Raw genomic sequence first — 26,084 nt, forward strand, 5'->3', positions numbered from 1 at the left:
GGGACTCTTTTATTTGTACTACAAACTAGCCAGAGCGTATATACCTAATTAAGTTAGAAGAATGAGAGGATTGGTGAGTAAAACCAATTGTTTAAACTACAAATGCATCATTCTTTACATTTATTTAACAGGTATCTCCTTAGAAGCTTGGGAACAGAGAGACTGAATTTGCACTTTGTTTTACCAAAGGTGCAATTCAAAGTCAGGAATGACCTGGCAAATATGAGATTAACAATGCGTTATTTGAGCGTATCTCCTTGTTTCAGAGGCGATTTAAGGGAAATGGGAAATAGTATCCCTATATATTCCAAGTAAAATACTCAACCTGTCAGGGCAATTTCCGTTTAGCCCTGTGAACCTGCATAATATTGCACTCGCTAGGTGTATTAATTCGATTCTTCAAGTTTATATGGCTAATATCTACGCGTTCGTCTATAGAGAGCAAACCAGACTTACTTTTCTAATAGCATTCTTTTTAGTAGCATCCTTTTCTGGATTCAGTAGTACGGCTGCCCCGAATGCTCCTTCCTACTTCGCTGCAGCCCCTTCCGGTGTAAAAGCACAGCCTTCACTTGTTGGTGCTGTCTCCTTGCAGTGGAATGCCGTAACAGGCGCTACTCAGTATGTGGTGGAGCGTTCACTGCTCGCTAACAGTGGCTATCAGACGCATGCCACCGTCCCTGTCGTAAGTGGTAAAACAGTCTATACCTACCGCGACACGGGCCTGGGGTATGGCGAGACCTATTACTATCGGGTGAAGGCTGTCGATAGTTCAGGAGATTCGCCCTGGAGCAGTACGGTTAGCGCCACGACACACGCCCAGAACAAAACTTTTAACATCATGCCGCTCGGTGACTCCAACACGCACGGCACAAAATTCAGCGATACCCGACCGGATGCTCAACGCATCGCCTACCGCAAGCAATTGTATGACCTGCTGATGGGAGCCAATGCACGCTTTACATTTGTGGGTAGTGAGCGGTCGGGCAGTGCCTTTCTGGCAAACGACCAAAATGCTGGTTTTTCTGGTTCCCGTACCATGGATATATTGAGTCTGCTGCGCACAAGCAGCTACCGTAACCAGGGTAACGAATTAGTGTCGCGTGGCACTGGCACTTACCTGGACAAGTTTAACCCTGATGTCGTACTGCTGCACCTGGGCACTAACGGCGGGCAGTGGGGAGTGAGCGATGATGATCAGACAATTTCTGAAATGGCATCGATCCTCGACGAAGTAGATGCTTATGAAGCCAGAGCGAACAAGGAAGTAACCGTAGTGTTAGGACTGATCATCAACCGTATCCCACAGGAGAATGATCCGGCCGCAGTAGAATATACCTCCCGATTCAACACCAAACTGGCTGCCATGGCCGAAAATCGAATCAGAACAAAGAGCGACCGCTTGCTGGTAGTAGACATGGAAAAAGCGGCTGGCATCATTTACGACGTACCAACCCGCGGAGGTGACATGGACGATGCGCTGCATCCGGCTCCATCTGGCTATCAGAAAATGGCTAACCAGTGGTTTAAAGTGTTAAACCCACTGCTAAAACCAGCCTCAGCTTCCTCTAATAACCCGGAGACCACCATTACCAAAAAACCGAACGAAATATCGAATAACAGAACGGCTGCCTTTGAATTTGCAAGCAACAAGAGCCCCGTTTATTTTGAAGTGAGCCTGAACGGTGGAAACTACGAAGCTGTCAGCAGTACCTATACCTTGAGTAATCAGCCGGACGGGCGCTATACCTTGTCAGTTCGGGCGGTAGATGCAGCAGGCCGTAAAGACGCGACACCAGCGACCCATACCTGGACCATTATCACAGAGCCTCCAACACCGCCTACTTTCACCGCTGTCACTGAAGACCGCGGAGCTGTAAATAACGATGGTGTGACCTCTGACAACACCATCAGACTGTCAGGAAAGGCTCAGAATGGAGTAGAGGTAACGGTAAGTGAGTCAGAACGAGGTGAGTTGGGCAAAGTTAAGGCCAATGACAATGGCGACTGGACATTCAATTATGAAGGTACGGCCTTACCGGCTGGTACTTACCGCTTCACAGCCATTGCAACTGATATAGCGGACAATGTAAGCAAAGTGAGCAGTGCTTTCACTGTGGTCATCGATCTAACCCGACCTGATGTTGCGATCAGTACCAGTGCGAAAGCGCCTGTTAAAGAGGCTTTCCAGCTACAGTTTAAGTTTACGAAGGAGGTATACGGACTTACTGCCGGCGATATCACTGTGACAGGGGCCACGCTTAGCGATCTGAAAGAAGTTGACAAATCGACTTATACCGCGACCATAACGCCTCCTGCCAACGGACAGGGAACTGCAGCCATCAGTTTAGCCGCTGCTAAAGTAACTGACTTGGCCGGAAACAATAATACTGCCTCGAATAAGCTGGAGATAACTTATGACCTGAAGCGCCCGAAAGTGACGCTCAGCACAGTCGCTCCCCAAATCGTGAAAGCACCCTTTACCGTGAAGTTCACCTTTGATGAAGCAGTCACTGGCTTCGCAGCAGCTGACATCAGCGTGAGCAACGGCTCTGTAGGAAACGTACAAGCGGAAAGCAATGCTGTCTATACCGCGACCATTACGCCTTCAACTGACGGGGAGGTTGTCGTTAACGTAGCGGCGGATAAAGCAACGGACGAAGCTGGAAATGGGAACGAAGCATCCGCTGCCTTAAAACGACTTTATGATGTGGCACCACCAACCGTCACGTTGGCTACCACAGCAGGTCAACTGACCAATGCCGCTATACCTGTAACTGTTACTTTCAGCGAGCCTGTAAACGGACTTTCCCTTAGCTCATTTACCACCACGAACGGTAAGCTAAGTAACCTGCAAAAAACCGACGACATGACTTATACTGTTGTGTTGACACCCGAAAAAGACGGAGAAGTAAGTCTGCAACTAACCGCCAACAAAGTGGAGGATCAGGCTGGCAATGGCAACACAGCCTCCAACGTCCTGACCAGACAAAGTGATGCTACACCACCGACTGTGGCGCTGAGCACAGACGCTCCTGCTCTCACCAATGAGGCTTTTACAGTGAATTTCAGATTCAGTGAGTCAGTTGAAGACTTTGATGTGGCGGATATCACTGTGGTAAATGGCACAGCCAGTGAGTTCAGGAAAACAGCTGATCAAGTTTACAGTGCTGTCATCAGACCAGCCACAGATGGTGAGGTGACAGTGCGTGTGACTGCAGGCAAAACACAGGATGCAGCCAGCAACCCGAATACGGCTTCCAATACATTGACCATTCAGTATGACGGCACTGCACCGTCGGGCTATGCGGTGGCTTTTGGCACCGAAAAAGTAGATCATCTCAACCAAAAGCAGGTTACATTCAGTGTGAAGGGAGCAGAGCAGGGTGCTACCTATTTCTATACCATCAGCAGCGACAAAGGAGGCACAGATGTGACCGGTACTGCGAATACGGCAGCTTCCTCATTCACTGTGCAGCCGCTTGACCTAAGCGGTTTGCATGACGGGATGTTGACCCTCACATTTTATCAGGTAGATGCCGCCGGTAACAGGGGAGCTGATGCAAAGGCAGAGGTTGAGAAGATTACCAAAAACATCGTGGCTGTTGATAATCTGGAACAGATCAGTGTACCATTCCGCACAAGCTTTGATGACTTGCCATTGCCTGCTCAGGTGCAAGTGCGCTACACCAATGGCGAAGAAGAAGAACTGGATGTGAAATGGCTGCAGAGTGGTTACAATGGCATGGAAGCCGGTACTTATACCTTGCAAGGGGAACTGGTGCTCAAGCCTAATACCACCAACCAGGACAACCACATGGCGAGTATTACCGTGACCGTAGCGCCAAACCAGCCACCAACCGCCATTGCGATCAGTCAGAAGTCATTTAAGCCCGATGCAGGTCCGGATGAAGTACTGCTGACCTTCAGCACCACCGACCCGGATGACGAGACCCATACCTATGCCTTGGTAAGCGGACAAGGAGATAACCACAATGCCTATTTTGAGCTCAGAGATGACAAGCTATACCTGAAGTCAAACAACGGGCTTACAGGAATCCACAACTTCCAGATCAGGGTGCGTACAACCGACCCTTACCGAAATAGCTTCGAGCAAACCTTCACACTGAACAAGGAGGTATACCAGCCGGCCAATCCGATTAAACTGGTCAACGCTTTCTCGCCAGACAACGACGGCATCAACGATACCTGGACGGTACCGGAACTCAAGTTCTATGACGAGATCAGCATCCAGGTATTTGACCGGGCTGGCAGAAGATTGTTCCATACCACTAACCCGGAGCAGGGATGGGACGGGCGCAGTCAGGACGGACAGGTAAAAGAGGGTTCTTATTTCTACATCATTGAGGTGAAGGATATTAACCTCGTGCAGAAAGGTGTATTAACAGTTCTTAAGTAAGCATTCATGAACAGATTAGTAGTAACAGCTATATTTTTATTGACGATCACGGGACTGCAAGCACAGAACCGCAAGTATATCAGCAATTTCTCTGCCTACCAGCATTTCTACAATCCGGCCCTCACCGGTAACGAGGGCTCCATGCTCCGGACTTACTATCGCAACCAGTGGACTGGTTTTGAGGATGCTCCCAAAACCCTTCTCTTCTCTGGTGAGCTGGATATGGCGGATCTGAATAAAACAACAGATCGTACCAGCCATTACCAGTACCGCGATACACGCAGCAGCTACATGGGTGCCCGCCATGCTTTTGGGATTATTGCACTACAGGAGCGCTTCGGTCCGACAAGAGAGACGCAGGTCGGCTTGAACTATGGCACCGGTGTCCGACTGACAGAGTCACTCAGCCTACGATTCGGTACAGCTTTGACTTTCAATAATTTCAGGCTTGACGGCAACAGCTTGGTAGTGGACAACACCGGTGACCCGCGCTACCAGCACGTATTAGGTGACCAGAACAGCATGAGTAAGTTTGATTTTAATCTGGGCTTCGCCTTGACGTCGGCTAATTACTACCTCGGCTATGCCATGCAGGATATTACCAAAGGGCACTTTATGAAGAGCGGGGACAATTTCATGAAAGACGTCTATACCCGCAAACATATGGCGCAGGCCGGCTTCCGGACCGCCATGGCGGACCGCTTCGGACTGATCGTAAATGGTCTGTACCAGTATGATGAGCAGCTGAAAGGCACCGTGGAGGGACAGGTGAAACTGGTGTATGACGAGCTGCTGTGGGCAGGAGCGGGTTATCGCAATGATCAGGCCTTTCATGTAGCTGCCGGTCTGAACTACCGACAGTTCCGCATTACATATGCCTACGAGAGCCCCATCCAAGAAGCCCGCTCCATCAGCCGCGCTACAAACGAGATCGGATTAGCGTATACCTTCCGTCAACTGGCACCAGAACGTGCCACCGGAAGGGGCGTTACGTTTTGGTAACACTAAGCGTTATGCGACACGGTGCCGATTGGGATATGCAGTTCAAAAGTAGAGCCCTGGCCCGGTATGCTTTCGACGCGCATATTGCCATCAATGCCAGCTAGCAGGTGCCGAACGAGTTGCAACCCCATGCCGTAACCCTGCTCACCTGTCGTGCCTGAAGTGCTGAGCGCACGCCCCTGCATGATCGCTTCCACTTGATCGGGGTTCAGGCCTATACCTGTATCACGCACTTCAATGCAGAGTATGCGTTGGTTTTGTGATAGTGTCAGGTCCAGCCTGACAGTCACTTCACCTAGAGGCGGGGTAAACTTCAGCGCATTTGTAACCAGGTTGACAATGATCTGGAGTAGCTTGTTTTTAGGGAATACGATCGAACTTAGCGCTTCATTGATAATGACTTCAAAACCGATGGCCTTGTCGGTGGCCTGTGGCTGAAAAATTTCTTCAAGTTTGTCTTTCAGCCCCTGCATCGTAATGCCATTTTCCTGAGAAGTATCGCTTGCCGTATCCTGACCGCCCCGCATGATTTCTTCGGCTAGTCCCAGCAGTGAGTTGCCACTTTTGTGAATCATCTGGCTCATCCGAAGTACTTCCTCAGGACTGCTTTTTCCTTCCTTTTTAATCAGTATCTGGGCAAGCCCCACGATGCCTCCCAGCGGACCGCGAAGGTCATGGGCAACTCTTCTGATGACCGCCCGGGCCTCTGCCAGCTCACGGCGCATGGACTGCATTTCTTTCAGCGTATGCAGACGCTTTACAATCTCAGCGGCTATCGTTTTGAGCTCCTGCACTTTTTCTGTCGACATCGTTATCTCACTGGTATCCATCACACAAAGCGCACCAATATTGTGGCCTCCCTGCGTGCGCAAAGGCACCCCGAAATAATAGCGCAACCCGTCTTTGATCTCAGCCAGGTCTTTAAAACGATCGTCCTGTTGCAGGTCTTTCACCTCCAGATGCTCTGATTCCAATATGGTGTATTGGCAAACAGTTTGTTCGCGAGGTCTTTGGGTAGTGCCAAAACCGTGACTGGCTACCGTCCATTGGGTATAGATGTCTATTAAATTGAGTAATGAAATACTGGTTCCGGCCACCTGTGCAGCCAGGGTTGTCAGATCCTCAAACTCTTTCTCTAAGGTGTTGTAGTCCAAATCAAAATACATCAGGTCGAGGACCCGTGCATTTTCATCACTAGGGTAAGGTATAGGTTTGGGTTTGTATTCGGGCATGAAGGTAGTAGACATAGGTACTATAAATTAAACGTGCTGATAAGAAGGAGATTTTGTAAGGACCGCTTTTACATTGTCTTCACGCAGTGTGAGCCTGCGCAGTTGATGCACAGCCAGTACGGCGACAGAAAACAGTATAACAGCCACCAGCTGATGCAGTACGCCCAAACTGAGCGGAACAGCGAGCACCAGTGTGAAAATGCCTAAAACCACTTGAGCTATACCTGTTAGGAGTAACAGGTGGACGATGAATTGTATGCTAACAGATTGTGATTGTTGTCGGACTTTAAACCAGAGCAGTAAGATGCCACCAAGAGCCACAAATGCAAACCAGCGGTGGACGAACTGCACAGCCACTCCATTGTCAAATAGCTCATTTATCACGAGAGAACCACTTAAGTAACTCGGAAGGAACTCACCCTGCATGAGTGGCCAGGTGTTGTAGGAGAAGCCAGACTTCAGTCCCGCTACAAAGGCGCCCAATACAATTTGCAGCACGATTGCGCCCAGTACCAGCCAGGACAAGGTATAATGAGGATGTTTTGCTTTAGAAGGTGAAGAAACAGGATCCAGCAGATCGGTCACTGTCCAGAGTATAACGCCCACCAACAGTAAGGCCAGTGAAAGGTGCGCCGCCAATCGGTAATGGCTCACGTAGGGATTCTCGCTGAGTCCGCTCATTACCATAACCCAGCCCATCACACCCTGGGCCATACCCAGCAAGAGAATAAAAACCAGCCGTTTTACCAACCATGGGGCCAGCATTTTGCGGTATAAGAAATAAAGAAAAGGTACAAGGAAGACGATCCCAATGAAACGACCAATCAGGCGGTGCAGGTACTCCCACATGAAAATCTGCTTGAAACCAGCGATTGTCATGCTGAAGTTCAGTTTCTGATACTCTGGAAACTGCTTGTACTTTTCAAACATAACAAGCCACTCGGTTTCAGTAAGCGGAGGCAGTGTGCCCGAGATCAGGTTCCACTCTGTAATAGAAAGTCCGGAACCGGTCAGGCGGGTGATGCCACCAATGATCACCATGGCAACGACCAGCACAATGCCACTGATAAGCCAGTGTAGGACAGGTATAGACGCAGGTTTTCGACGCATAACATGGAAAAGAACAAATATCCATGTTTTTAGTCTGTCAGAAGATGATAAAAATCATTTTTTTTAAAATATATACTTACGTAGTCCGCACCGTATTTAGGATTTCGGAAGGTGAGCTTTTAGGGGAAATGTCATCAAAATCACCACGTAGGGCTTTGAGTGCATACCGCTCTTCATCTATTTCGCGTCGACTACGTATGCCAAGCGCCCGCATGACAGGCAGGGGAGGGCACCAGCCCTGCAATCCATGCTGCAACAGAAAAGTAGAGACTATACCTGGCAAAATGAACCAGCGTTTGTTTACAAAAGCGCCAAGCAAGGTGCCCGACAAATCTAGTGTTGAGGCATTTACCTCCAAGGTACGCTCTATGCTCCATTCCTGGTCAAGTTCACGAATGCGCTCTGATATTTCCTCGTGACTGCGGCCCTTATAGCGAGCGATGCTCTGCCGGATATGGTGATCAATTTGTTCGTTTGTTTCATCAAAAGAACTTTCTCGCACGCGGCCCTGGTCTTCCTGCTTTATATTATTCATCTTCTTCTGGTAGTGGTTATCTTACTATAGTGCTATACGTCTTTGTGTGAATATTAAGTTATGCCAGACATGAATCATAACTGCTCCAGAAGGCTTTTTAGAGCAAAACATTGGTCATCCGTCGTTTTCTATAAGTTTTAACCCGAAATCTGTAAGCATGCAGGCGTTTTCCTGACTACTTTTGCAAAAGAAAACGTATCTTCGTCTAAACGGACGCACCTACATTTGAAGCTGATTCGCACCATACTGACCCTGACGCTGGCTTTGCTGGTTGTTTTCTCCTCTGTGGGGATGACGATCACGCAGCATTTGTGCGCAGGTGAGGTGATGGCAACTTCATTCTTCTCGCACAGCGCCGCCTGCGAAATGGAAAAACAGCGCGAAAGCCTCCCAGACTGCCATAAGCCAGCCATGGACGAAGACTGCTGTCAGGACCAAACCGTTGTGCTGGAAGTGGAGGACGAGCAAACCGTCAGTCCGACTTTTAAACTGTCCGTTCCGGACATGGCCTTTCTTGCTGCCTTTGCCACGGTTTGGACTTCCCTTTTCCAACTTTACGAACCGGCCTCTACCTTCGTGCCGGACCATTCACCTCCTTTGCTGACGCAGGACATCCCTGTGTTCGTGCAGTCCTTCCTGCTATAAACCTGCTTTTTCGATGATGCCCGGCCTTTTTGGTCAGGTATAGCTTTTGGCTTTCCCTTTTGGGAAGCGCCATTTCTTATTGCATTCAATCGATCAAAGCATGTTAAACAGCATTATAAAATTCTTTCTGGAACAGAAGCTGGTAACCACCCTGCTGTTGCTCCTTATTGTGGGCTGGGGCATTATGGTGGCGCCGTTCAACTGGAACGTGAACTTCCTGCCCCGCGACCCGGTGCCGGTAGATGCCATACCGGACATTGGTGAAAACCAACAGATCATCTTTACCGAGTGGATGGGCCGCTCCCCGCAGGACGTGGAGGACCAGATTACCTATCCGCTCACGACCTCCCTTTTAGGTATGCCCGGCGTGAAGACAATCCGCTCGACCTCCATGTTCGGTTTCTCGAGCATCTATGTCATTTTTGATGATGAGGTAGAGTACTACTGGAGCCGGTCCCGCATCCTTGAAAAGTTAAACTCTTTGCCAGCTGACCTGCTGCCAGCTGAAACCACCCCAAAGCTGGGACCTGACGCTACGGCGCTTGGTCAGGTATACTGGTATACCCTGGAAGGGCGCGACGAAGAAGGCAACCCGGCCGGGGGCTGGGACCTGCACGAACTGCGCAGCATCCAGGACTTCTATGTGAAGTACGCCTTGGCCGGAGCGCAGGGCGTGGCCGAAGTGGCCTCTGTGGGCGGTTATATAAAAGAGTACCAAGTAGATCTGGACCCGGTGGCCATGAAGGCGAATAATGTCTCCATGATGGAGGTAATGAACGCCCTAAAGGCAAGCAACCAGGAAGTGGGCGCCAGCACCGTAGAAATCAATCAGGTGGAGTACCTGGTACGCGGGCTAGGCTACGTGAAGGAAATCAGCGACATCGAAGAAGCCACTGTGCGGGTAGCCAATAACGTCCCGATCCGCATCCGAGACATCGGGCGGGTGAACATCGGGCCTGCTGACCGCTCTATGCTGGGTGTGCTCGACAAGAGCGGCGCCGAAGCTGTGGGTGGCGTCGTGATTGCAAGGTATGGCGACAATCCACTGGCTGTGATCAACAACGTGAAAGCCAAACTGGACGATATCGCGGCAGGTATGCCTTCCAAAACGTTGGCCGATGGGCGTGTTTCCAAAGTAACGGTCGTGCCTTTCTATGACCGTACACAGCTGATCAACGAGACGCTCGGAACGCTCAACACGGCGATCATTCTACAGATTCTGATTACGATCATCGTCATCATCGTAATGGTCTACAACCTGCGGGCTTCACTGCTGATCTCGGCACTCTTGCCATTGGCAGTACTGATGACTTTCATCCTAATGAAGTATTTCGGGGTGGATGCCAATATCGTGGCCCTGTCAGGTATAGCTATTGCCATCGGTACCATGGTCGATCTGGGAATTATTCTCAACGAGAACATCCTGCGGCACATGGAGGAGGCCCCGCCGGGACAGTCATTGCTTAAGACGGTGTACAATGGCACCACGGAGGTCGCCACTGCGATTCTGACGGCTGTGTCCACGACCATCGTTTCCTTCTTGCCGGTGTTCACGCTGGAGGCGGCGGAGGGTAAGCTGTTTGGTCCGCTGGCCTATACGAAGACCTTTGCACTGGTGGCATCGCTGATCTTCACCATCCTGATCATGCCGGCCTTTGCGCACTCCATTTTCAGTTTGAAGTCACGCAACATTGTCTGGAGTAAGATTCTGAACTGGACATTGGTTGGCTTGGGTATAGTGGCCTTTTTTATCGTACCGCTGGCAGGTATAACGCTAATTCTGATCGCTGCGAATAACCTGCTCAACTACTACCAGCCGGAGCGTTTTGGTCGACATCACAGCCTGATCATGGTGGCCATTGCCGTGCTGGCAGTGGCATGGCTGCTGGCTACTGAATGGGTGCCGTTGGGCGTGTCGGTGAGCTATTTTGTCAACTTCATTTTCATCCTGCTGGTCATTGGCCTGGTACTGGGATTGTTCTCCTTTTTCATCAAGGTGTACCCCCGTGTGCTGGGATGGTGTCTGGCTAACAAAGGTACCTTTCTACTGATACCGGCTTTCATCATGCTGTTGGGCCTGAATATCTGGATCGGCTTTAACGGGGTGTTCGGCTGGGTGGCAACAGGCTTCGATAAAGTAGGGGTGAACGTGCGCACGTCATCTCCGTGGAGCGGACTGGTGCATACCTTCCCAGGCATGGGCAAAGAGTTCATGCCCTCGCTAGACGAAGGAGCTTTCCTGCTCATGCCGACATCCATGCCGCATACCGGTGTGGAGGCCAACAAGCGCTACCTGCAGCAACTCGACATGCTCATCACGGCTATACCTGAAGTGGAGATGGTGGTGGGCAAAGCCGGTCGTGCCGAGACGGCGCTTGACCCGGCCCCAATGTCGATGTACGAGAACGTGATTCAGTACAAATCTGAATACATCACGGATGAAAACGGGTATAAGATCCGCTACAAAGTAGGTGACGACGGCAATTTTGTTCGCGACGAGAGAGGCAAGCTCATCGAAGACAAGCGGGGCGAGTACTTCCGACAGTGGCGCGACCACATCCTTAAGCCGGACGATATCTGGAACGAGATCGTGGCAGTGGCCGATCTGCCGGGCGTGACTTCCGCTCCTAAACTGCAACCGATCGAAACCCGATTGGTGATGCTGCAAACCGGTATGCGTGCACCGATGGGTGTGAAGGTATACGGCCCCGACTTGCAAACCATCGAAAACTTCAGCATGCAAATGGAGCGACTTTTGAAAGAGGTGCCGTCCGTAAAGCCGGAGGCTGTTTACGCCGATCGTTCACTGGGTAAGCCTTATATGGAGATCGATCTGGACCGCCGCGCTATGGGCCGTTATGGCTTGAATGTGGCCGATGTGCAGGAATACATCGAAGTAGCGATGGGTGGCATGGCGCTGACCACGACTGTGGAGGGCCGCGAGCGCTATTCCATTCGGGCCCGTTACGCCCGCGAGTACCGTAATGATCCGGAATCTGTCAATCGCATTATGATCGCGACTTCCAGTGGGGCGCAGATTCCGTTGACCTCCATTGCCAAAGTGGAGTTCCGTCCGGGCCCAATGATGATCCGCGGCGAGGATTCCTTCCTGACCGGCTACGTGCTACTCGATAAACGGGATGGTTTTGCCGAGGTGACCGTTGTAGAGGATGCGCAGCGCTACCTGCAGGAGAAGATTGCCAGTGGTGAACTGGTGGTGCCAGCGGGGGTGAGCTACAAGTTCTCCGGTAACTACGAAAATCAGATACGTGCCGAAGAGAGGCTGTCCTTCATCGTGCCGCTTAGTTTGCTCATCATCTTCCTGATCCTGTATTTCCAGTTCCGTTCGGTGAGTACCTCCCTTTTCATATTCACGTCCATCGCGATGGCCTTTGCCGGGGGCTTTATGATGCTTTGGCTCTACAGCCAGGGCTGGTTCATGAACTTCTCATTTGGCGAAACCAACATGCGGGAGTTGTTCCAGATGCGCACCTTCAACCTGAGTGTGGCGGTATGGGTAGGCTTTATCGCCCTGTTCGGCATCGCGACCGACGATGGTGTGGTGATGGGTACCTACCTGAAGCAAAGCTTTGAGCGCAGTACACCACAAACGAGAGCCGAAGTGCGCGACGCCGTGATGGAGGCAGGTATACGCCGCGTGCGTCCTTGCCTGATGACTACTGCCACGACTTTGCTGGCACTGTTGCCGGTGCTTACCTCTTCAGGAAGAGGCTCCGATATCATGATCCCGATGGCGATCCCTTCTTTCGGGGGTATGTTCGTGGCCCTGATCACTTTGCTGATCGTGCCGGTGCTGTATAGCTGGCGTGAAGAACTCAAAATCAATAAAGAAACCGTATGAAAAAAATACTGGCCATCATAATACTGCTGCTGGGGGCGATGCCCCTGGTGCAGGCACAAACGCTGGAAGCGTATCTGGTGGAGGCAGGGGAGAACAGCCCGACGCTGAAGGCCCGCTATGCTGAGTATCAGGCCGCCCTGCAACGTGCCCCGCAGGTGGGAGCATTACCTGATCCGGAGGCTTCCTTTAACTTCTTTTTGCGCCCGATGGAGCGTTTCATGGGCAATCAGGTGGGTGATATTTCGGTGATGCAAATGTTCCCGTGGTTCGGCTCCCAAAAAGCAGCCCGTGACGAGGCAAATTACATGGCCCAGATGAAATTTGCCTCTTTCATCGAAGCGAAGATCAACCTGTACCACGAGGTGCGCACTATCTGGTACCAGCTATACCTGAACGATCAGGAGTCCATCCTGATGGAGAAGGAACTGGAGATTATGAAGACGCTCGAAAGGTTGGCGCTGGCCAGGTATAAGACGGCTCCGGCAGCCAGCACTTCAGGTGCTGCTACGCCGGCTCGAAGTACAACAGGCGGGTCAACTGGTTCGACCGCTGCTGGTAGTGGCGGCTCGGGAATGGCAGGTATGGGGGGCTCCGGTGGAGGGGCAGCTTCTGGCGTTGCTAGCAGTGGCAGCATGTCGGCAGGTGGTAGTAGCATGTCGAGCATGGGCAGCAGCGGAGGAGGCACTTCCATGGTGGATGTGATGTTGCTTCGCTTGCAGGTAAAAGAACTTGAAAACCAGATTTTACTACATCACGAGGCACGCAGACCGTTGCAGGTTCAGTTCAACCAATTGCTGCGCCGTCGGCCAAGTATGACGGTTATTTCTGCCGATACACTCTTACCTGCTGCATTGCCGGCTACCTTGTCGCTGATCGAAGACTCGATTCGCAGCAACCATCCCATGCTCAAAATGTACGAGTGGGACGAGAAGGCACGGGAATCGCAGTTGCGCATGGCGCAGCTGATGGGCCGGCCGATGGTCGGGGTTGGGTTAAACTACATGATCTTTAAACCGCGTACCGACGAAGCCACTCAAATGGCGATGGGAGGGGAGAACATGGTGATGCCCATGGTGACCCTGACCCTGCCGATCTATCGTAAAAAATACAATGCGGCTAAGAAAGAAGCTGAGTTCTCACAGCAGGCAGCTGTGTATCAAAAGGAGGCGACAGAGCGGGAGCTGTTCACGGAATTGGAGAATCTGCTCTACCAATACCAAAGTTCGGTAAGCCGCATCAATCTTCTGAAAGATCAGGTGACGCTGACAGAACAGACCATCCGCCTGCTCACAAACAATTACTCCGTGACCGGCTCAGGTATAGAAGACATCATCCGGCAGCGGCAGAGTCTGCTCAGCTACAGGCAACAGCAACTACAGGCCATAACCAACCAGAACATCGCCGTGTCGGCCATCAACCGCATGATGCAGGGGGATAACTAGAGGGGTTAAGAGTCAAGGTAATTATGTTTCCTATTGTCATCCTGTAAGGATCTTAGTTCATGGGAGGATAAGCCTTAGCTATTCACTACCAGGATCCTTTCAGGAAGACAAAAAATAAAATCTACCTGATTTCGAGAGGGAAATATTAGCAAGAATGTATAAAGCATCAATTCATTAGAATTAAAACAATGAATCCAAGAAATAAAAGAATCGGAACCTACCTACTCGTGGCCCTGGGCGGTTTGCTGCTGGGCTGGCTGTTGTTTGGCGGCAGAGGTTCAGAACAGGCACACGACCATACCGGTGAGGTGGCGGGTGCTACCGAGTATACTTGCTCCATGCATCCGCAGATCAGGCAGGACGGACCCGGTAAATGCCCGCTCTGTGGCATGGACCTGATACCGGTAAGCAATGGCGGAAGCGGCGGCAAAACCAGCCGCTATGTGCTGGAGATGACACCAGAGGCGATTGCCCTTTCCAATATTCAAACCACAAAACTGGAGATGGTGAATCCGGAAAATGAGCTGACACTCTCAGGTCGTGTGGCCCTGAACGAACAGCAGGTTTCATCCATCACGGCCAAGTTTCCTGGTCGGATTGAGCGGCTCTATGTGAACTTCACGGGGCAGGAAGTGCGCCGTGGTGAGCGACTCGCTTCGCTTTATTCGCCGGAGCTGATCACTGCGCAGCGAGAATTGCAGGAAGCTGTCCGTGCCAAAGATTTGATGCCCGAACTGTACGATGCGGCCCGTGCCAAACTCAAGCTCTGGAAGCTGAGTGACTCACAGATCAAGCGCATGGAGAATGCATCTGAGATCATCACCAATTTCGACATTTATTCTGATGCTGCCGGGGTGGTGACAGAGCGATTGGTCAGCGCCGGCGATTATGTGACTACAGGCTCTGCTTTGTTTGAAGTGGCAAACTTGTCGTCGGTGTGGGTAGTGCTGGATGCTTATGAAACAGACCTGTCCTGGATCAAGCAAGGCGGGATCATCACTTTTACCGTCCCAGGTATACCTGGCAAAGAATTTACAGCCAAGGTAGCCTTTATCACGCCTGTTCTGGATGCCACGACACGTGCTGTTGAGGTGCGGGCGGAGGTGCAGAATCCAGGAAACCAGCTGAAACCAGGTATGTTTGCTGATGCTCGTATTAAGACCTCGACCGGTGCCAAGGAACAGTCATTATCAGTGCCGAGTAGCGCTGTGCTGTGGACAGGTAAACGCTCTGTTGTGTATGTAAAAGTACCGGGGCAGGAAATGCCTGCTTTTGAGATGCGCGAAGTAACACTAGGTCCACGCATGGGCGAACGGTATGTGGTGGAATCCGGTTTGCAGGCAGGCGAGGAAGTGGTGACCAATGGGGTGTTTGCAGTGGATGGTGCTGCGCAGTTGCGAGGCAATTACAGCATGATGTCACCTCCGCCAGCAGGTGGCCCAAAAGCACCGGAAGCTTTCCAAAAGCAACTTACCGAACTTGTAGACCTATACTATACCTTGAAAAATGCGTTGGTGGCATCCGATGTGCCAGCAGCTCGTCAGGCAGCCGGTACTTTTGTGATGAAACTAGGCGCAGTAGATATGAACGAAATGGACGGCAAGCTGCATGATCAGTGGATGGCCTTGTTGCCGACACTGAAGTCGAATGCCGAGGCTATTCAGAAGAGCCGTGATCTTGAAAAACAACGAGCCGCTTTTTCACCGCTATCCGATCATGTCATTGAAGCGGTGAAGGTGTTTGGCATTCAGCATGAAATGGCCTACATCCAATCCTGTCCGATGGCTTTAGGCGATAAAGGGGCTTTTTGGCTGAGTGAGATAAAGGATATCCGTAACCCGTATTTCGGGCAGGCCATGCTGACCTGCGGGGAAACGGAAGAAACGTATAGACGAGGGCAGAATGCCGCGGTCGCTGATCCCAAAACGCCAGTAAGTCCACCACAGGGACATCAGCATTAAGAGGACTCCATTTCTTTCATTGTCATTTCGAGTGTAGCGAGAAATCTGGTTACCTTATACATTCAGATTTCTCACTAGCGTTCGAAATGACAATTTCAATTTTCTAGTTCAACTATACCTGATCTCCACCACCTCCACCTCCTCTTCCACACGGCCTAGTTTGAGATGCAACTTCTGACCAACTTTTGCGCCTGTTACAGCTTGTGCAATAGGGGCTACAAATCCTATCAGGCCTAGCGTGACATCCGCTTCGTCCACACCGACAATGGTGAATTTTCGAATTGTGCCCGGTTTGCCGCCGTTGATAGTGCGCAGTTTGACTGTAGCGCCGAAGCGTACTTCGTCAGCGTTTTGTTCTTGTGGGTCGATGACTTTGGCGCTGGCAATTCGTCCGTTCAGGGCGCTCAGTTTACCGTTCAAGATAGTGAGCTGGCGTGTACGGTCAGCCTCGTTTTCGCGGTTGGCTTCCACAATACTACGCTCTGCTTCCAGATCTTCCAACTCGGCACGCAGTTTTTCCAATCCCTGCGGACGTACATAATTCGGGACTCCCGTGGGTAGGGCAGCCCGTGGTGGAATGATGGGCGCTTCGCCGGCGTCGTCTTCTTTTACAAATGCTCTGCTCATGACCGTATATACAGAAAGGGAGTGGCGGATGTTTCCGACACTCCCTCTTAGCCTTGTTCGGTTATATGCTCCGTTGCTATACCTGTATGAGAATTAGCCTACTAAGAACTTCAGCGGTTGCATTGTCCTATTTTAGAAATCTTCCTTCTCCGGTTAGCTTACATGGGCATATCCAACACATATTCCTTGCCTTCCGGCACAGTCAGCTTATAGCCTCTGATCCATGGATTATAAAGGCGAAGTGTCTTGTAGTTTATGCCTTGCTCCAGTGCAAAAGCTGGCAGGTCAGAGATCGTCTTATTGACCGTAAGCGGTTTGCTCGGGAGCGGCTTATAACCGTGTTCCTCTGCCAGGTCAAAACCATATTTCTGAGGATTGCCGAGTATTTCCTTCAAGGCCAGAATGCGGAACATGTAACGAGACGTTTCATCGTTCAGGTATAAGTCGTAGTAATCATTGACGCCCTGCTGCTTCATGGCACGCTCTATACCTGCCATGCCACGGTTGTAAGAAGCGGCGGCATTTGTCCAGTTACCAAATTTGGCTTTAGCAGTTTTGAGGTAGCGGCAGGCTGCTAGAGTCGATTTTTGGATGTGGTAACGTTCGTCAACTTCGCCATTCACCACCATACCATATCCGCGGGCTGTATCAGGCATTAGTTGCCAGAAACCCGAAGCACCGGCCGGAGAGGTCACATGGCTCAGCAAACTTTCAGCTAGCGCCAGGTACACGAAGTCTTCCGGGATATCATTCTCCTTCAGCATTTGCTTGATTTCAGGAACATAGCGCTGCATGCGTTTCAGGGCAAGCAACGTACTGGTGTGCAGGTAGGAGTTCGCCAGCAGTTCGCGGTCAAGGCGCTCTGCTACGTCCGGCACATGCAAGGGTACGGGCTCACCCGCAAATGTGATGGCATCGGGCAAGGCTGGGGAAGTGAAGATTTGCCTGTTTGCCTCAAATGCGCTGTCATTGCGCTCGTTTGGAGTGGCGCTCAGTTTGAGGCTGTTCTCGCCGCTCAACTGTAAAATCAGTAGCGGGGCTACCAATATCCAACCATACTTTAAAAATTGCTGTCCCATAGCATGCTCCTTTCTTGTACCTGTGTTTATAACCGGAAATGTGTAAGAATAATTGTTCTTCAAGATAAGGAAAAATGCAATAAGATGCTAAGCTGAGCTATAGGAGTTGAGGGTGTAAACTACTACTTTACATATTAAAACTGGTCAATAATCAAGTTTTACAACGCCTGAGACAGGTTTTTTGGTGTTTAGTCAAGAGGAGTATAAAACAACGTAAGCTGCTAATATATATGTTTTACAATATTTTAAGACAAGCTAATAAGAGAGTTGTTTTCGCCTATCTGCCAATAATAAACTGAAGGGCTTTGGGCATTCGCTTAGCCCAGGCTGCTTCGTTATGCTGGGCCTTTTCATCCAATACCCAAAGGTAATCTTTGCCATGGCGGTAACCTTGTGCCTGCAGGGCCTGAAGCATCTCATCTATACCGGGTTGCAAACGTGCTTCCAGGTCAATTCCGCCATTATCAATGTAGAGCTTAAGCTTTTTCTTACTGCCTGTATAAGCCTGCACTTCTTTGACATAATCAATGTGCATGATCTTGAAAGCGGGCGACATACAGATCGCCTTACTGAACACCTGCGGATACTCCCAAGCCAACATGAACGCCATAATCCCACCGGCAGATGAGCCACCTGTTACAGTGTGTTTTGCGCCAGGTTTAGTTCGGTATGTTTGGTCAATCAGTGGCTTTACAGTGTTTACTACAAAATCCATGTAGGCGCTTCCTTTGGCACCCGGCACATACTCCTCCATGCGGTCAGAAGTATTATAGATACCTACTATGATAACAGGTTTCATCTGATTGCTGCGTATCAAACTGTCAGCCGTTTCGTCTATGCGCCAATCTACTCCAAACGAGCTGGTGGCGGGGTCGAATACATTCATTCCGTCGTGCATGTAGATTACCGGATAGCGCTTATTGCCCTTTTCATAGCCTGGTGGCAGCCAAACGATCAAATCACGTGGCTTAAGTACTCCGGTGCCGAGGTTACGATGATAGGCTACAGTGCCCGTAATGCCACCTGTTACAGGCCGCTTACTCTTTTCCGTCCACTTCTGCAAGGTATGTTCTACTACTGTATCAGCGGTCAGCTGAAGTGAGAAGTTTGGGAGTGGGCGCCCTTTTTCATCAGCTGCCTCATGGTCCCAAGATCCAAGCGTGAATTTGTATTGCACTGATGTGTATAAGAGGATCACTTTCTTTTCCCATACCTGCTTGCCAACGGAGTCAAGCTTAATAGCGGCCGGATTCCAATTGCCCAACTCGGAGGTGCTTCCAGTCAGGTATACCTGCAATGAATCAGGTGTGGAGGGGGCATGTACCCTAAAGGTCACGCTGTAGGTAGCATTCTTATGCTGTCCGCTGGCTGACTGCAGCACACAGCATAAAATTAAGAAACAGAGGAAACAGTATTTCATGGAAATTGACAAGCAGGTGTGTTCCAAAGATAGGCAATTGTCAGAGAGACCGGACATCCAGGGTAAGTTCCTCTAGTGAATTTATTTCCTGGGTACTTACTATATAATGGATGGAGGCATTCAGCGCACTTTTATGCAAGGAGCGGAAGATGGCATCGTTCGGGTGACAGCAGATCTGCAGGTAGTTGATACCTTCCTTGTAAAGTTGCAGTGAAACTTCAGGCAGGGTATGAATATTGGATTCGTTTAAGTTGAACAACGTGGTTGTTTTAAGCACAGAACCTACACGAGGCACGTACTTATTCGTGCGTATAAAGCGATTACCCAACCAAAGGCCACCACTCAGCACAGGACTTACCGACTTTATTTTAAGTTCGTACATTTTATAGGTATGCCATAAGCCAAGTCCAGCGTCCGTCATGTCATAATAATCAGTCAGACTGTCTTGATTAGAAAGTAATCCAATGCTGAAACTCTGTTGGCCAATACTGGTTTGCTCTACCCGAATGGTGCGGGCTGTTGGGAACGTAAGGTAAACAAACTGGTAGAGAAAGGTATTGCGGTAAGTTCTGGAAAGTAGATGGAGCATGGGCATGTTGCCAGCCCGTAAAATGGTGTACTGGAACTTGAGGCCTCTTGGGAAAAAAAAGTCTTCCCGTACGTGGCGGGCTAATTCACGACCGACGCCCCGGTTTCGGAAGGAAGGGTGCACCAGCACATCGAATCCAAAACCTGTCTGCTTAAGTTTTCCTTTCATCAGCATGGGGATCTGGGCGCCTATACCTCCTGCAATCAATTTGTCATCCTCCGTCAGAACGGAAAATGCAGCGTAGTCTTCAAATAGTTTTGCGCGGCTTAAATACGCAGGGCGGATGATTTCCATCTTAACCATTGCTCCCTGTGGCGCCAGCTTTTCTAACTCCAGTAGGGCCTGTTCATGTGATGGGTCGAAGGGTACTACCCTGAACGACCCATTTTTGCGGGCTTTCATGGCCTATAGACATAAGTGGCTAAATTATTTTTCTGCTGCATGTAGGTTTCCCGATCCCCATAAATGTAAATGCGTTTGTTGGCCGCTCCTGCCAATGCTCCTATACCTAGCCCGGCTATACCTCCAAGGGCTCCAGCCAGAAAGGTAGCTTCTGTCCTGTTGATGATCTCCAGGCAACCTAACCAACCTCCCGCAGACGGATCACATGGTTTATGTGTCACATTTCCTACCACAGCACCGGTTACTATACCTATCAAACCGCCGATCATTGCTCCCTTGCCAGGTGCGCCTTGCTTACGTACGCGCAGCAAGTACACATTCTTTATAGAGTAGTTTGTCAGCACAGGCTCCCCAATAAGTTTGCCCTTCCGAAACTGAGCCAATGATGCAAGTTGAAGAGTCGTGTCTCCCAGGTATGTCAGCACTCCTGCTGCTTGTTCACCATTGTGTGTGGTGATTTGTGTGCGGTATAATTGCTGCTTTTGGGGCTGGCTATATCCGAACAAAAAAGAAAAGGATAGCAGTACCAACAGCACGGCTTTCATCATGATGTAACATGTAAAAGAGTTAATAGCAAGCTTTAGCGGAGGCTTTTACTATTTACGATTAATTTGTGAATAAGTAAATAATAAATTTAATTATTTAGGGTTGATGCGTGGGTTAGTTTCAGTCTTTCATTACTGCTTATACATCGTTAACAACAATTGTCCTTGATTGCTAATTATTTAAAAGAAACGCAAAGATTCAGACATATAAATAGGAAAGCCCGTCCGGCAGGACGGGCTTTATGTAAAGAGCATTTATTTCTATTTTAAGGAGCTGCTGTAACAAGCAGGCCTTGAATGACCTGTAATAAACCGGAAGGATAGACACCTATGTAAACCAACAGCAATGCTAGTACGGTAAGCGTTCCCACACTAGCTACATAAATAGACGGCCTTAATCGACCACGCGGCTCAACTTCTGCTTCGGGTTGCTGGAACATGACAGCCACAATGCGGATGTAATAAAAGAGACCAATAACACTGTTGAGCGCCAGCATGACCACCAGCAGCCAGAGCTGCGTATTGACGCCAGCCGCCAGAATATAGAACTTGCCGACGAAACCAGCGGTGAGCGGTATACCTGCCAGCGAGAGCAGCATGGCTGTGAACACCGCCGCCGTCCACGGTCTACGCCACAGCAGGGCACGGTAGTCTTCGAGTTGCTCGGCGTCACGCTCTTTATCCGAGAGCATAGCCACTACACCAAAGGCTCCGACGGTAGTAATGAAATAGGCCACCAGGTAGAAGGTCACCGCTTCCACGCCCATCTGGTTGCCCGCCAGAAATGCAACGAGTAAATAGCCGAGGTGCGCGATGGAAGAATAGGCGAGGATGCGTTTGACGTTGCGCTGGAGCAAGGCCAGCAAGTTACCGGCCAGCATGGAGGCAATGGCCACGATGGTAAAGATGAGTACAAGGGTCGGGTAGCGGAATCCGTCCACTTCCATGAAAAAGCGAATGAGCACACCCAGTACACCCCCTTTGGAAACGGTGGCAATAAAAGCCGTCACTGGTGCTGGAGCGCCTTCATATACATCGGGTGCCCACATGTGAAAAGGTACGACACTTAGCTTAAATCCAATCCCGACAATCATCAGACCGAAGCCTGTCAGGAGCAGCAGCGGCAGCTCGGTGAAGTTGGCAATGGCCGCGGCTATACCTGCAAACTCCATGGTGCCAGTGCTGGCGTAGACCAGTGCCATCCCGAAAAGCAGAAAAGCTGAAGAGAAAGCTGCCAGAATTAAATATTTTATACCTGCTTCGTCGGACCGTTCCCGGGTTCGCAGATATGCAATGAGGGCATAAAGCGCAACGCTCAATATCTCCAATCCCAGGAAAAGTGAAGCAAAATGCTTGCTGATGACCAGCACACAAGCTCCGATGGTCGCCAGCAAGAGCAGGATGTAATACTCTTCCTTGCGCTCTTCCCGTTGCTCAAAATAGGCATAGGAAAGCATGCTGATGAGTAGCGCCGTGAGCAGAATCATACCGATGTAAAATACGCCAAATCCGTCTATGACCAGCAGCGGCTCGATGGTATAGCGCCCTACATCCCGCAGCTCAAACAGCGAAGCAAAAGCCGCCAGGAAAGAGACGGCCGTGATGACATACATGATTTTGTGGTTGCGTCCTACGGCAATCACCAGCATGGACACCAGCACCGCAACGGTGAGGATGAGCAGCGGCATCAGGTGTTGGAAGTCAGTCAGCGTCATGGCATTTTAGTTTGATGATTTGGAGGTAGGGAGAATAGCTCTTGGACTCTTTTCACCAAGTGTTTCCGTCAATACTGCCTTTTCAGGTATAGCCACCTTTTTCTTTTCAACCACACCTGCCAGGGGTACTTCTTCTACTGTCGGTTCGGTGTAAGCCTGCAGCTGTTCTTGTATGCTAGGCCGGGCGGTGTCGAGTATAGACTGTGGGTAGAGGCCCAGCCACAGAATCATCGCCACCATGGGTAAGGCAATCAGCATTTCGCGGGCGTTCATGTCAGCCAGAGGTTGCTCCATGCGGTTGGCTTCGAAGAAGATTTTCTGCATGATGCGCAGGGAGTATATGGTTGCCATCACCAGGCCGATGGTCGCGAAAACCGTCAGCCAATTGTTGGCCTGCCAGGAACCGACAAGCGTCAGGAATTCGGCGATGAAGTTGCCCAACCCAGGGAGGCCGAGCGATGCCATGACGAAGATGAGCGCAATGACGCCCATCTTAGGAGCCGTAGACCAGAAGCCGCCCATTTGCCGGATATCACGGGTATGGAGGCGCTCGTAGAGGAAGCCGGCAATTATGAATAGGGCCCCCGTGCTCAGTCCGTGCGTAATCATCTGCATGACCACGCCCTGTAGCGCCCACTCGTTGAAGGCAAACACGCCTAGAATCACAAAACCCATGTGGCTCACACTGGTATAGGCTACCAACCGTTTGAGGTCGGTTTGGGAGAAGGCCAGTATCGCCCCGTAGATAATGCCGATTACACCTAGCAGCATGGCCCATGGCGCAAACTCCACGGTGGCTGTCGGGAAGAGTGGCAGAACGAAGCGGAGCAAGCCGTAAGCACCTGTCTTAAGCAGCAGGCCTGCCAGAATCACACTGCCCGCAGTTGGCGCTTCGGAGTGCGCGTCGGGTAGCCACGAGTGGAAAGGAACTACAGGCAACTTGACTAAGAAGGCCGCCAGGAAACCGAACATCAGCAGGCGTGCCGCTTCGGGAGTCAGCGTGGTATTTAGTAATTCGAAATAGCTGAAGGTATAGACGCCGGTCTGGTTACCGTGAATGAAGTAAAGTCCGAGTATGGCCAGCAGCATGAGCAGACCCGAAGCCTGCGTGAAGATGAAGAATTTGTAGGCGGCATAGCGGCGGTTTTCGTGTCCCCAAATACCTATGAGGAAGTACATCGGGATGAGCATGACTTCCCAGAAAAAGTAGAAAAGGAAGAGGTCCATGGTGAGGAACACGCCCGTTATACCTGCCAGCACCCACAGCAGATTGAAATGGAAGAAACCGACTTTGTTCTGAATCTCCCGCCACGAGATAAGAACGGCCAGCAACCCGATAAAAAAGGTAAGCAGCAGCATGAGCAGACTCAAGCCATCCAGTGCCAGACTAAAACTAATGCCCCATTGCGGAATCCATGGCTGGGTAAACTGTATAAGCCAGGCCGAGCCCAAAACAGGAACCGGATTGCTCAGCCACAGGTATAGCGTTATCCCGAAAACAGCGGCCACCGAACCCAGCGCCACCCAGCGGGGGAGTGTACGGTTTACTTTTCCGGAAATCCAAGCCAGCACGCCGCCAGCCATCAGTATCACAATTAGCCAGACCAGTATCATAGCAGTAGACTTATGGTTAGAATCATAATTGCGCCGACTACAATGCCCGCCACGTAATTGCGCATGATGCCGGTTTGCGTGGTGGAAAAGAGCTGGTGCAGCCCTTGTGTCACGTTGGCAAGGAAGGTATAGAAGGAGTCGATAAAGTCGTTTTTATTCACCTTCGACAGGTATACATAAGGCCGCACAAAAAGCGCGTCGTAGAGTTGGTCAAAGCCCCAGCCCGAATGCCAGAAACGGTGTATGGCCATGGCAAATTCGGAGCGGTGAATGTTCTCGATAAGCTCCGGCTTTTTGTAGTAGAAGAGGTAGGCGATGAAAATGCCACTCAGTGATATCACTGCCGCTAGCAATTGCAACATCCATTCATACTGTGTAAAATCCGGCACCACGTTTACAACCGGCAGGATAGGAGCGAGGAAGTCGGAGAAGAGCACCACATGCCCGAAATTGTGCGGCAGCTCGATGAAACCACCGGCAAAAGAGAGCACGGCCAGTATAATCAGCGGCACCGTAATCGCCATGGTTGGTTTGTGCCCGACATGCGTTCGCTCTTCACCAAAGAAGGTCAAGAACACCATTCGGAAAGTATAGATAGAGGTGATGAAAGCGCCCAGCAAACCGGCCAGGTATAGCCAGATGTTGCCGTTCTCACCGGCCAATTGCAGCCACAGAATCTGGTCCTTGCTGTAAAAGCCTGCCGACACCAGCGGGACGGCCGCCAGCGAGGCTGCACCTATCAGGAAAGTATAGAACACGACGGGCAGTTTCTTGCTCAGGCCACCCATTTTCCGCATGTCCTGTTCGTGATGTAAAGCCAGAATAATGGCCCCCGCACAAAGGAACAGCAATGCCTTGAAGAAACCGTGAATCATGAAGTGGAACACACCTGCCGACCAAGCGCCAACACCCAAGGCCAAAAACATGTAGCCGACCTGACTGATGGTGGAGTAGGCGAGTACCCGTTTGATATCATACTGTGTGAGCGCCGCAAAGCCCGCAATAAGCAGCGTGACTGCACCAATCGCAGCAACGGCCATCATGGCTATGGGAGAAAGCTGGAAGATGACGTGCATGCGGGCCACCAGGTATACGCCGGCTGTCACCATGGTAGCGGCGTGTATGAGCGCACTTACCGGCGTCGGACCCGCCATCGCGTCGGGTAGCCAAGTCTGCAGTGGCAACTGACCTGATTTACCTACCGCACCGCCTAGCAGGAGCAGGGCAATGATAAGTGCTGTTTCATTTCCGATACTCCATACCTGCGCTGCTTCCGTGGAAATGCTCTGTATGTGTAAGGTGCCGAAATGCTGAAAGAGCATGAACAAACCAATCGCCATGGCCGTGTCGCCCACGCGGGTAATAATGAAGGCCTTGCGGGCAGCATAACCATTGGCGGGTTCCTTGTACCAAAAGCCGATCAGCAGGTAGGAGCAGAGGCCCACGCCTTCCCAGCCTAGGTATAGCAGGAGCAAATTATCCGCCATCACGAGCATGAGCATGGAGCCCACAAACAGGTTCATGCAGGCGAAGAAACGAGCGTAATCCATGTCTTCGGCCATGTACTCGGTGGAGTAGATGTGAATTAGAAATCCGACGAAGGTGATGACAAAAATGAAGACCATCGAGAGGGCGTCGAGGTGGAAGGCGATGGAGGGACTGAAGCCTGCCACATCAAACCACTGCCATACTTCCTGCCGGATAAAAGCCGGTCGCGAACTGAGGTACTCGAAGCCCAGCACGAGCGTGATGGCGGCTGAAAGCCCGACGCTTCCGACCCCGATGGCCGAGACCAGCGCACGCGAAATGCGGTTGCCGAAGAGCACCAGCAGGAGGGCACCAGCAAAGGGCAGGGCAGGGATTAACCAGAGTAATTCTTCCATA

Annotated in this window: 17 protein-coding genes; 6 read left to right on the forward strand and 11 right to left on the reverse strand. The window is 50.8% G+C overall.

Annotated features, from left to right (window positions below):
- The first annotated feature begins 409 nt into the window (after window positions 1-409).
- Window positions 410-4,420: an Ig-like domain-containing protein gene (locus tag AC5FX6_RS02440; RefSeq protein WP_493595439.1), complete on the forward strand. Its 4,011-nt coding sequence runs from the start codon at window positions 410-412 to the stop codon at window positions 4,418-4,420.
- Window positions 4,421-4,426: 6 nt separating this feature from the next.
- Window positions 4,427-5,422, forward strand: coding sequence for a PorP/SprF family type IX secretion system membrane protein (locus tag AC5FX6_RS02445; RefSeq protein ID WP_493595440.1), 996 nt, complete (start codon window positions 4,427-4,429; stop codon window positions 5,420-5,422).
- A gap of 2 nt (window positions 5,423-5,424) precedes the next feature.
- On the opposite strand, the gene AC5FX6_RS02450 is transcribed toward AC5FX6_RS02445, so the two are convergent.
- The 3 genes from AC5FX6_RS02450 to AC5FX6_RS02460 all read right to left on the reverse strand — a co-directional run bounded on the left by AC5FX6_RS02450 (window position 5,425) and on the right by AC5FX6_RS02460 (window position 8,299).
- Window positions 5,425-6,669, reverse strand: a complete 1,245-nt coding sequence (locus AC5FX6_RS02450) for a GAF domain-containing sensor histidine kinase (RefSeq protein WP_493595441.1) — start codon at window positions 6,667-6,669, stop codon at window positions 5,425-5,427.
- A gap of 12 nt (window positions 6,670-6,681) precedes the next feature.
- The gene (locus AC5FX6_RS02455; RefSeq protein ID WP_493595442.1) at window positions 6,682-7,764 is read right to left on the reverse strand and encodes a COX15/CtaA family protein; all 1,083 of its coding nucleotides are present in this window, start codon (window positions 7,762-7,764) and stop codon (window positions 6,682-6,684) included.
- 76 nt (window positions 7,765-7,840) lie between these two features.
- Complete coding sequence (locus AC5FX6_RS02460; RefSeq protein ID WP_493595443.1) at window positions 7,841-8,299, reverse strand: hypothetical protein; 459 nt, start codon at window positions 8,297-8,299, stop codon at window positions 7,841-7,843.
- 225 nt (window positions 8,300-8,524) lie between these two features.
- On the opposite strand from AC5FX6_RS02460, the gene AC5FX6_RS02465 reads away from it, so the two are divergent.
- The 4 genes from AC5FX6_RS02465 to AC5FX6_RS02480 all read left to right on the forward strand — a co-directional run bounded on the left by AC5FX6_RS02465 (window position 8,525) and on the right by AC5FX6_RS02480 (window position 16,209).
- A complete protein-coding gene (locus AC5FX6_RS02465) occupies window positions 8,525-8,944 on the forward strand; it encodes an HYC_CC_PP family protein (protein ID WP_493595444.1) in 420 nt (139 codons plus the stop codon).
- Window positions 8,945-9,044: 100 nt separating this feature from the next.
- A complete protein-coding gene (locus tag AC5FX6_RS02470; RefSeq protein WP_493595445.1) occupies window positions 9,045-12,806 on the forward strand; it encodes an efflux RND transporter permease subunit in 3,762 nt (1,253 codons plus the stop codon).
- The gene (locus AC5FX6_RS02475) at window positions 12,803-14,248 is read left to right on the forward strand and encodes a TolC family protein (RefSeq protein WP_493595446.1); all 1,446 of its coding nucleotides are present in this window, start codon (window positions 12,803-12,805) and stop codon (window positions 14,246-14,248) included. Before AC5FX6_RS02470 ends, AC5FX6_RS02475 begins: the two co-directional genes overlap by 4 nt.
- 188 nt (window positions 14,249-14,436) lie before the next feature.
- Window positions 14,437-16,209, forward strand: coding sequence for an efflux RND transporter periplasmic adaptor subunit (locus tag AC5FX6_RS02480; RefSeq protein ID WP_493595447.1), 1,773 nt, complete (start codon window positions 14,437-14,439; stop codon window positions 16,207-16,209).
- Window positions 16,210-16,317: 108 nt separating this feature from the next.
- Here AC5FX6_RS02480 and AC5FX6_RS02485 read toward each other — a convergent pair whose 3' ends face one another.
- The 8 genes from AC5FX6_RS02485 to nuoL form a co-directional block, all read right to left on the reverse strand.
- A complete protein-coding gene (locus AC5FX6_RS02485) occupies window positions 16,318-16,836 on the reverse strand; it encodes a GreA/GreB family elongation factor (protein ID WP_493595448.1) in 519 nt (172 codons plus the stop codon).
- Window positions 16,837-16,994: 158 nt separating this feature from the next.
- The gene (locus AC5FX6_RS02490; RefSeq protein ID WP_493595449.1) at window positions 16,995-17,915 is read right to left on the reverse strand and encodes a lytic transglycosylase domain-containing protein; all 921 of its coding nucleotides are present in this window, start codon (window positions 17,913-17,915) and stop codon (window positions 16,995-16,997) included.
- A 277-nt stretch (window positions 17,916-18,192) separates the two neighbouring features.
- Window positions 18,193-19,296, reverse strand: a complete 1,104-nt coding sequence (locus tag AC5FX6_RS02495) for an alpha/beta hydrolase-fold protein (protein WP_493595450.1) — start codon at window positions 19,294-19,296, stop codon at window positions 18,193-18,195.
- 79 nt (window positions 19,297-19,375) lie between these two features.
- Window positions 19,376-20,326: a GNAT family N-acetyltransferase gene (locus AC5FX6_RS02500; RefSeq protein ID WP_493595451.1), complete on the reverse strand. Its 951-nt coding sequence runs from the start codon at window positions 20,324-20,326 to the stop codon at window positions 19,376-19,378.
- Window positions 20,323-20,874 carry a hypothetical protein gene (locus tag AC5FX6_RS02505; protein WP_493595452.1) on the reverse strand — a complete coding sequence of 184 codons (552 nt, stop codon included), beginning with the start codon at window positions 20,872-20,874 and terminating at the stop codon, window positions 20,323-20,325. The genes AC5FX6_RS02500 and AC5FX6_RS02505 overlap by 4 nt, the downstream gene beginning before the upstream one ends.
- Window positions 20,875-21,137: 263 nt before the next feature.
- The gene (locus tag AC5FX6_RS02510; protein ID WP_493595453.1) at window positions 21,138-22,586 is read right to left on the reverse strand and encodes an NADH-quinone oxidoreductase subunit N; all 1,449 of its coding nucleotides are present in this window, start codon (window positions 22,584-22,586) and stop codon (window positions 21,138-21,140) included.
- Between the two features lie 6 nt (window positions 22,587-22,592).
- A complete protein-coding gene (gene nuoM, locus AC5FX6_RS02515) occupies window positions 22,593-24,200 on the reverse strand; it encodes an NADH-quinone oxidoreductase subunit M (RefSeq protein WP_493595454.1) in 1,608 nt (535 codons plus the stop codon).
- Complete coding sequence (nuoL, locus tag AC5FX6_RS02520) at window positions 24,197-26,083, reverse strand: NADH-quinone oxidoreductase subunit L (RefSeq protein WP_493595455.1); 1,887 nt, start codon at window positions 26,081-26,083, stop codon at window positions 24,197-24,199. Before nuoL ends, nuoM begins: the two co-directional genes overlap by 4 nt.
- Window position 26,084: the final 1 nt, after the last annotated feature.

The sequence above is a fragment of the Pontibacter sp. LHS2 genome, from assembly GCF_058932845.1.

What these genes read in the sequence shown, in the direction of transcription:
- AC5FX6_RS02440 (WP_493595439.1), top strand. Translation starts at nt 410, where the DNA reads ATGGCTAATATCTACGCGTTCGTCTATAGAGAGCAAACCAGACTTACT.
- AC5FX6_RS02445 (WP_493595440.1), top strand. Translation starts at nt 4,427, where the DNA reads ATGAACAGATTAGTAGTAACAGCTATATTTTTATTGACGATCACGGGA.
- AC5FX6_RS02450 (WP_493595441.1), bottom strand. Translation starts at nt 6,669, where the DNA reads ATGTCTACTACCTTCATGCCCGAATACAAACCCAAACCTATACCTTAC.
- AC5FX6_RS02455 (WP_493595442.1), bottom strand. Translation starts at nt 7,764, where the DNA reads ATGCGTCGAAAACCTGCGTCTATACCTGTCCTACACTGGCTTATCAGT.
- AC5FX6_RS02460 (WP_493595443.1), bottom strand. Translation starts at nt 8,299, where the DNA reads ATGAATAATATAAAGCAGGAAGACCAGGGCCGCGTGCGAGAAAGTTCT.
- AC5FX6_RS02470 (WP_493595445.1), top strand. Translation starts at nt 9,045, where the DNA reads ATGTTAAACAGCATTATAAAATTCTTTCTGGAACAGAAGCTGGTAACC.
- AC5FX6_RS02475 (WP_493595446.1), top strand. Translation starts at nt 12,803, where the DNA reads ATGAAAAAAATACTGGCCATCATAATACTGCTGCTGGGGGCGATGCCC.
- AC5FX6_RS02480 (WP_493595447.1), top strand. Translation starts at nt 14,437, where the DNA reads ATGAATCCAAGAAATAAAAGAATCGGAACCTACCTACTCGTGGCCCTG.
- AC5FX6_RS02485 (WP_493595448.1), bottom strand. Translation starts at nt 16,836, where the DNA reads ATGAGCAGAGCATTTGTAAAAGAAGACGACGCCGGCGAAGCGCCCATC.
- AC5FX6_RS02490 (WP_493595449.1), bottom strand. Translation starts at nt 17,915, where the DNA reads ATGGGACAGCAATTTTTAAAGTATGGTTGGATATTGGTAGCCCCGCTA.
- AC5FX6_RS02500 (WP_493595451.1), bottom strand. Translation starts at nt 20,326, where the DNA reads ATGAAAGCCCGCAAAAATGGGTCGTTCAGGGTAGTACCCTTCGACCCA.
- AC5FX6_RS02505 (WP_493595452.1), bottom strand. Translation starts at nt 20,874, where the DNA reads ATGATGAAAGCCGTGCTGTTGGTACTGCTATCCTTTTCTTTTTTGTTC.
- AC5FX6_RS02510 (WP_493595453.1), bottom strand. Translation starts at nt 22,586, where the DNA reads ATGACGCTGACTGACTTCCAACACCTGATGCCGCTGCTCATCCTCACC.
- nuoM (WP_493595454.1), bottom strand. Translation starts at nt 24,200, where the DNA reads ATGATACTGGTCTGGCTAATTGTGATACTGATGGCTGGCGGCGTGCTG.
- nuoL (WP_493595455.1), bottom strand. Translation starts at nt 26,083, where the DNA reads ATGGAAGAATTACTCTGGTTAATCCCTGCCCTGCCCTTTGCTGGTGCC.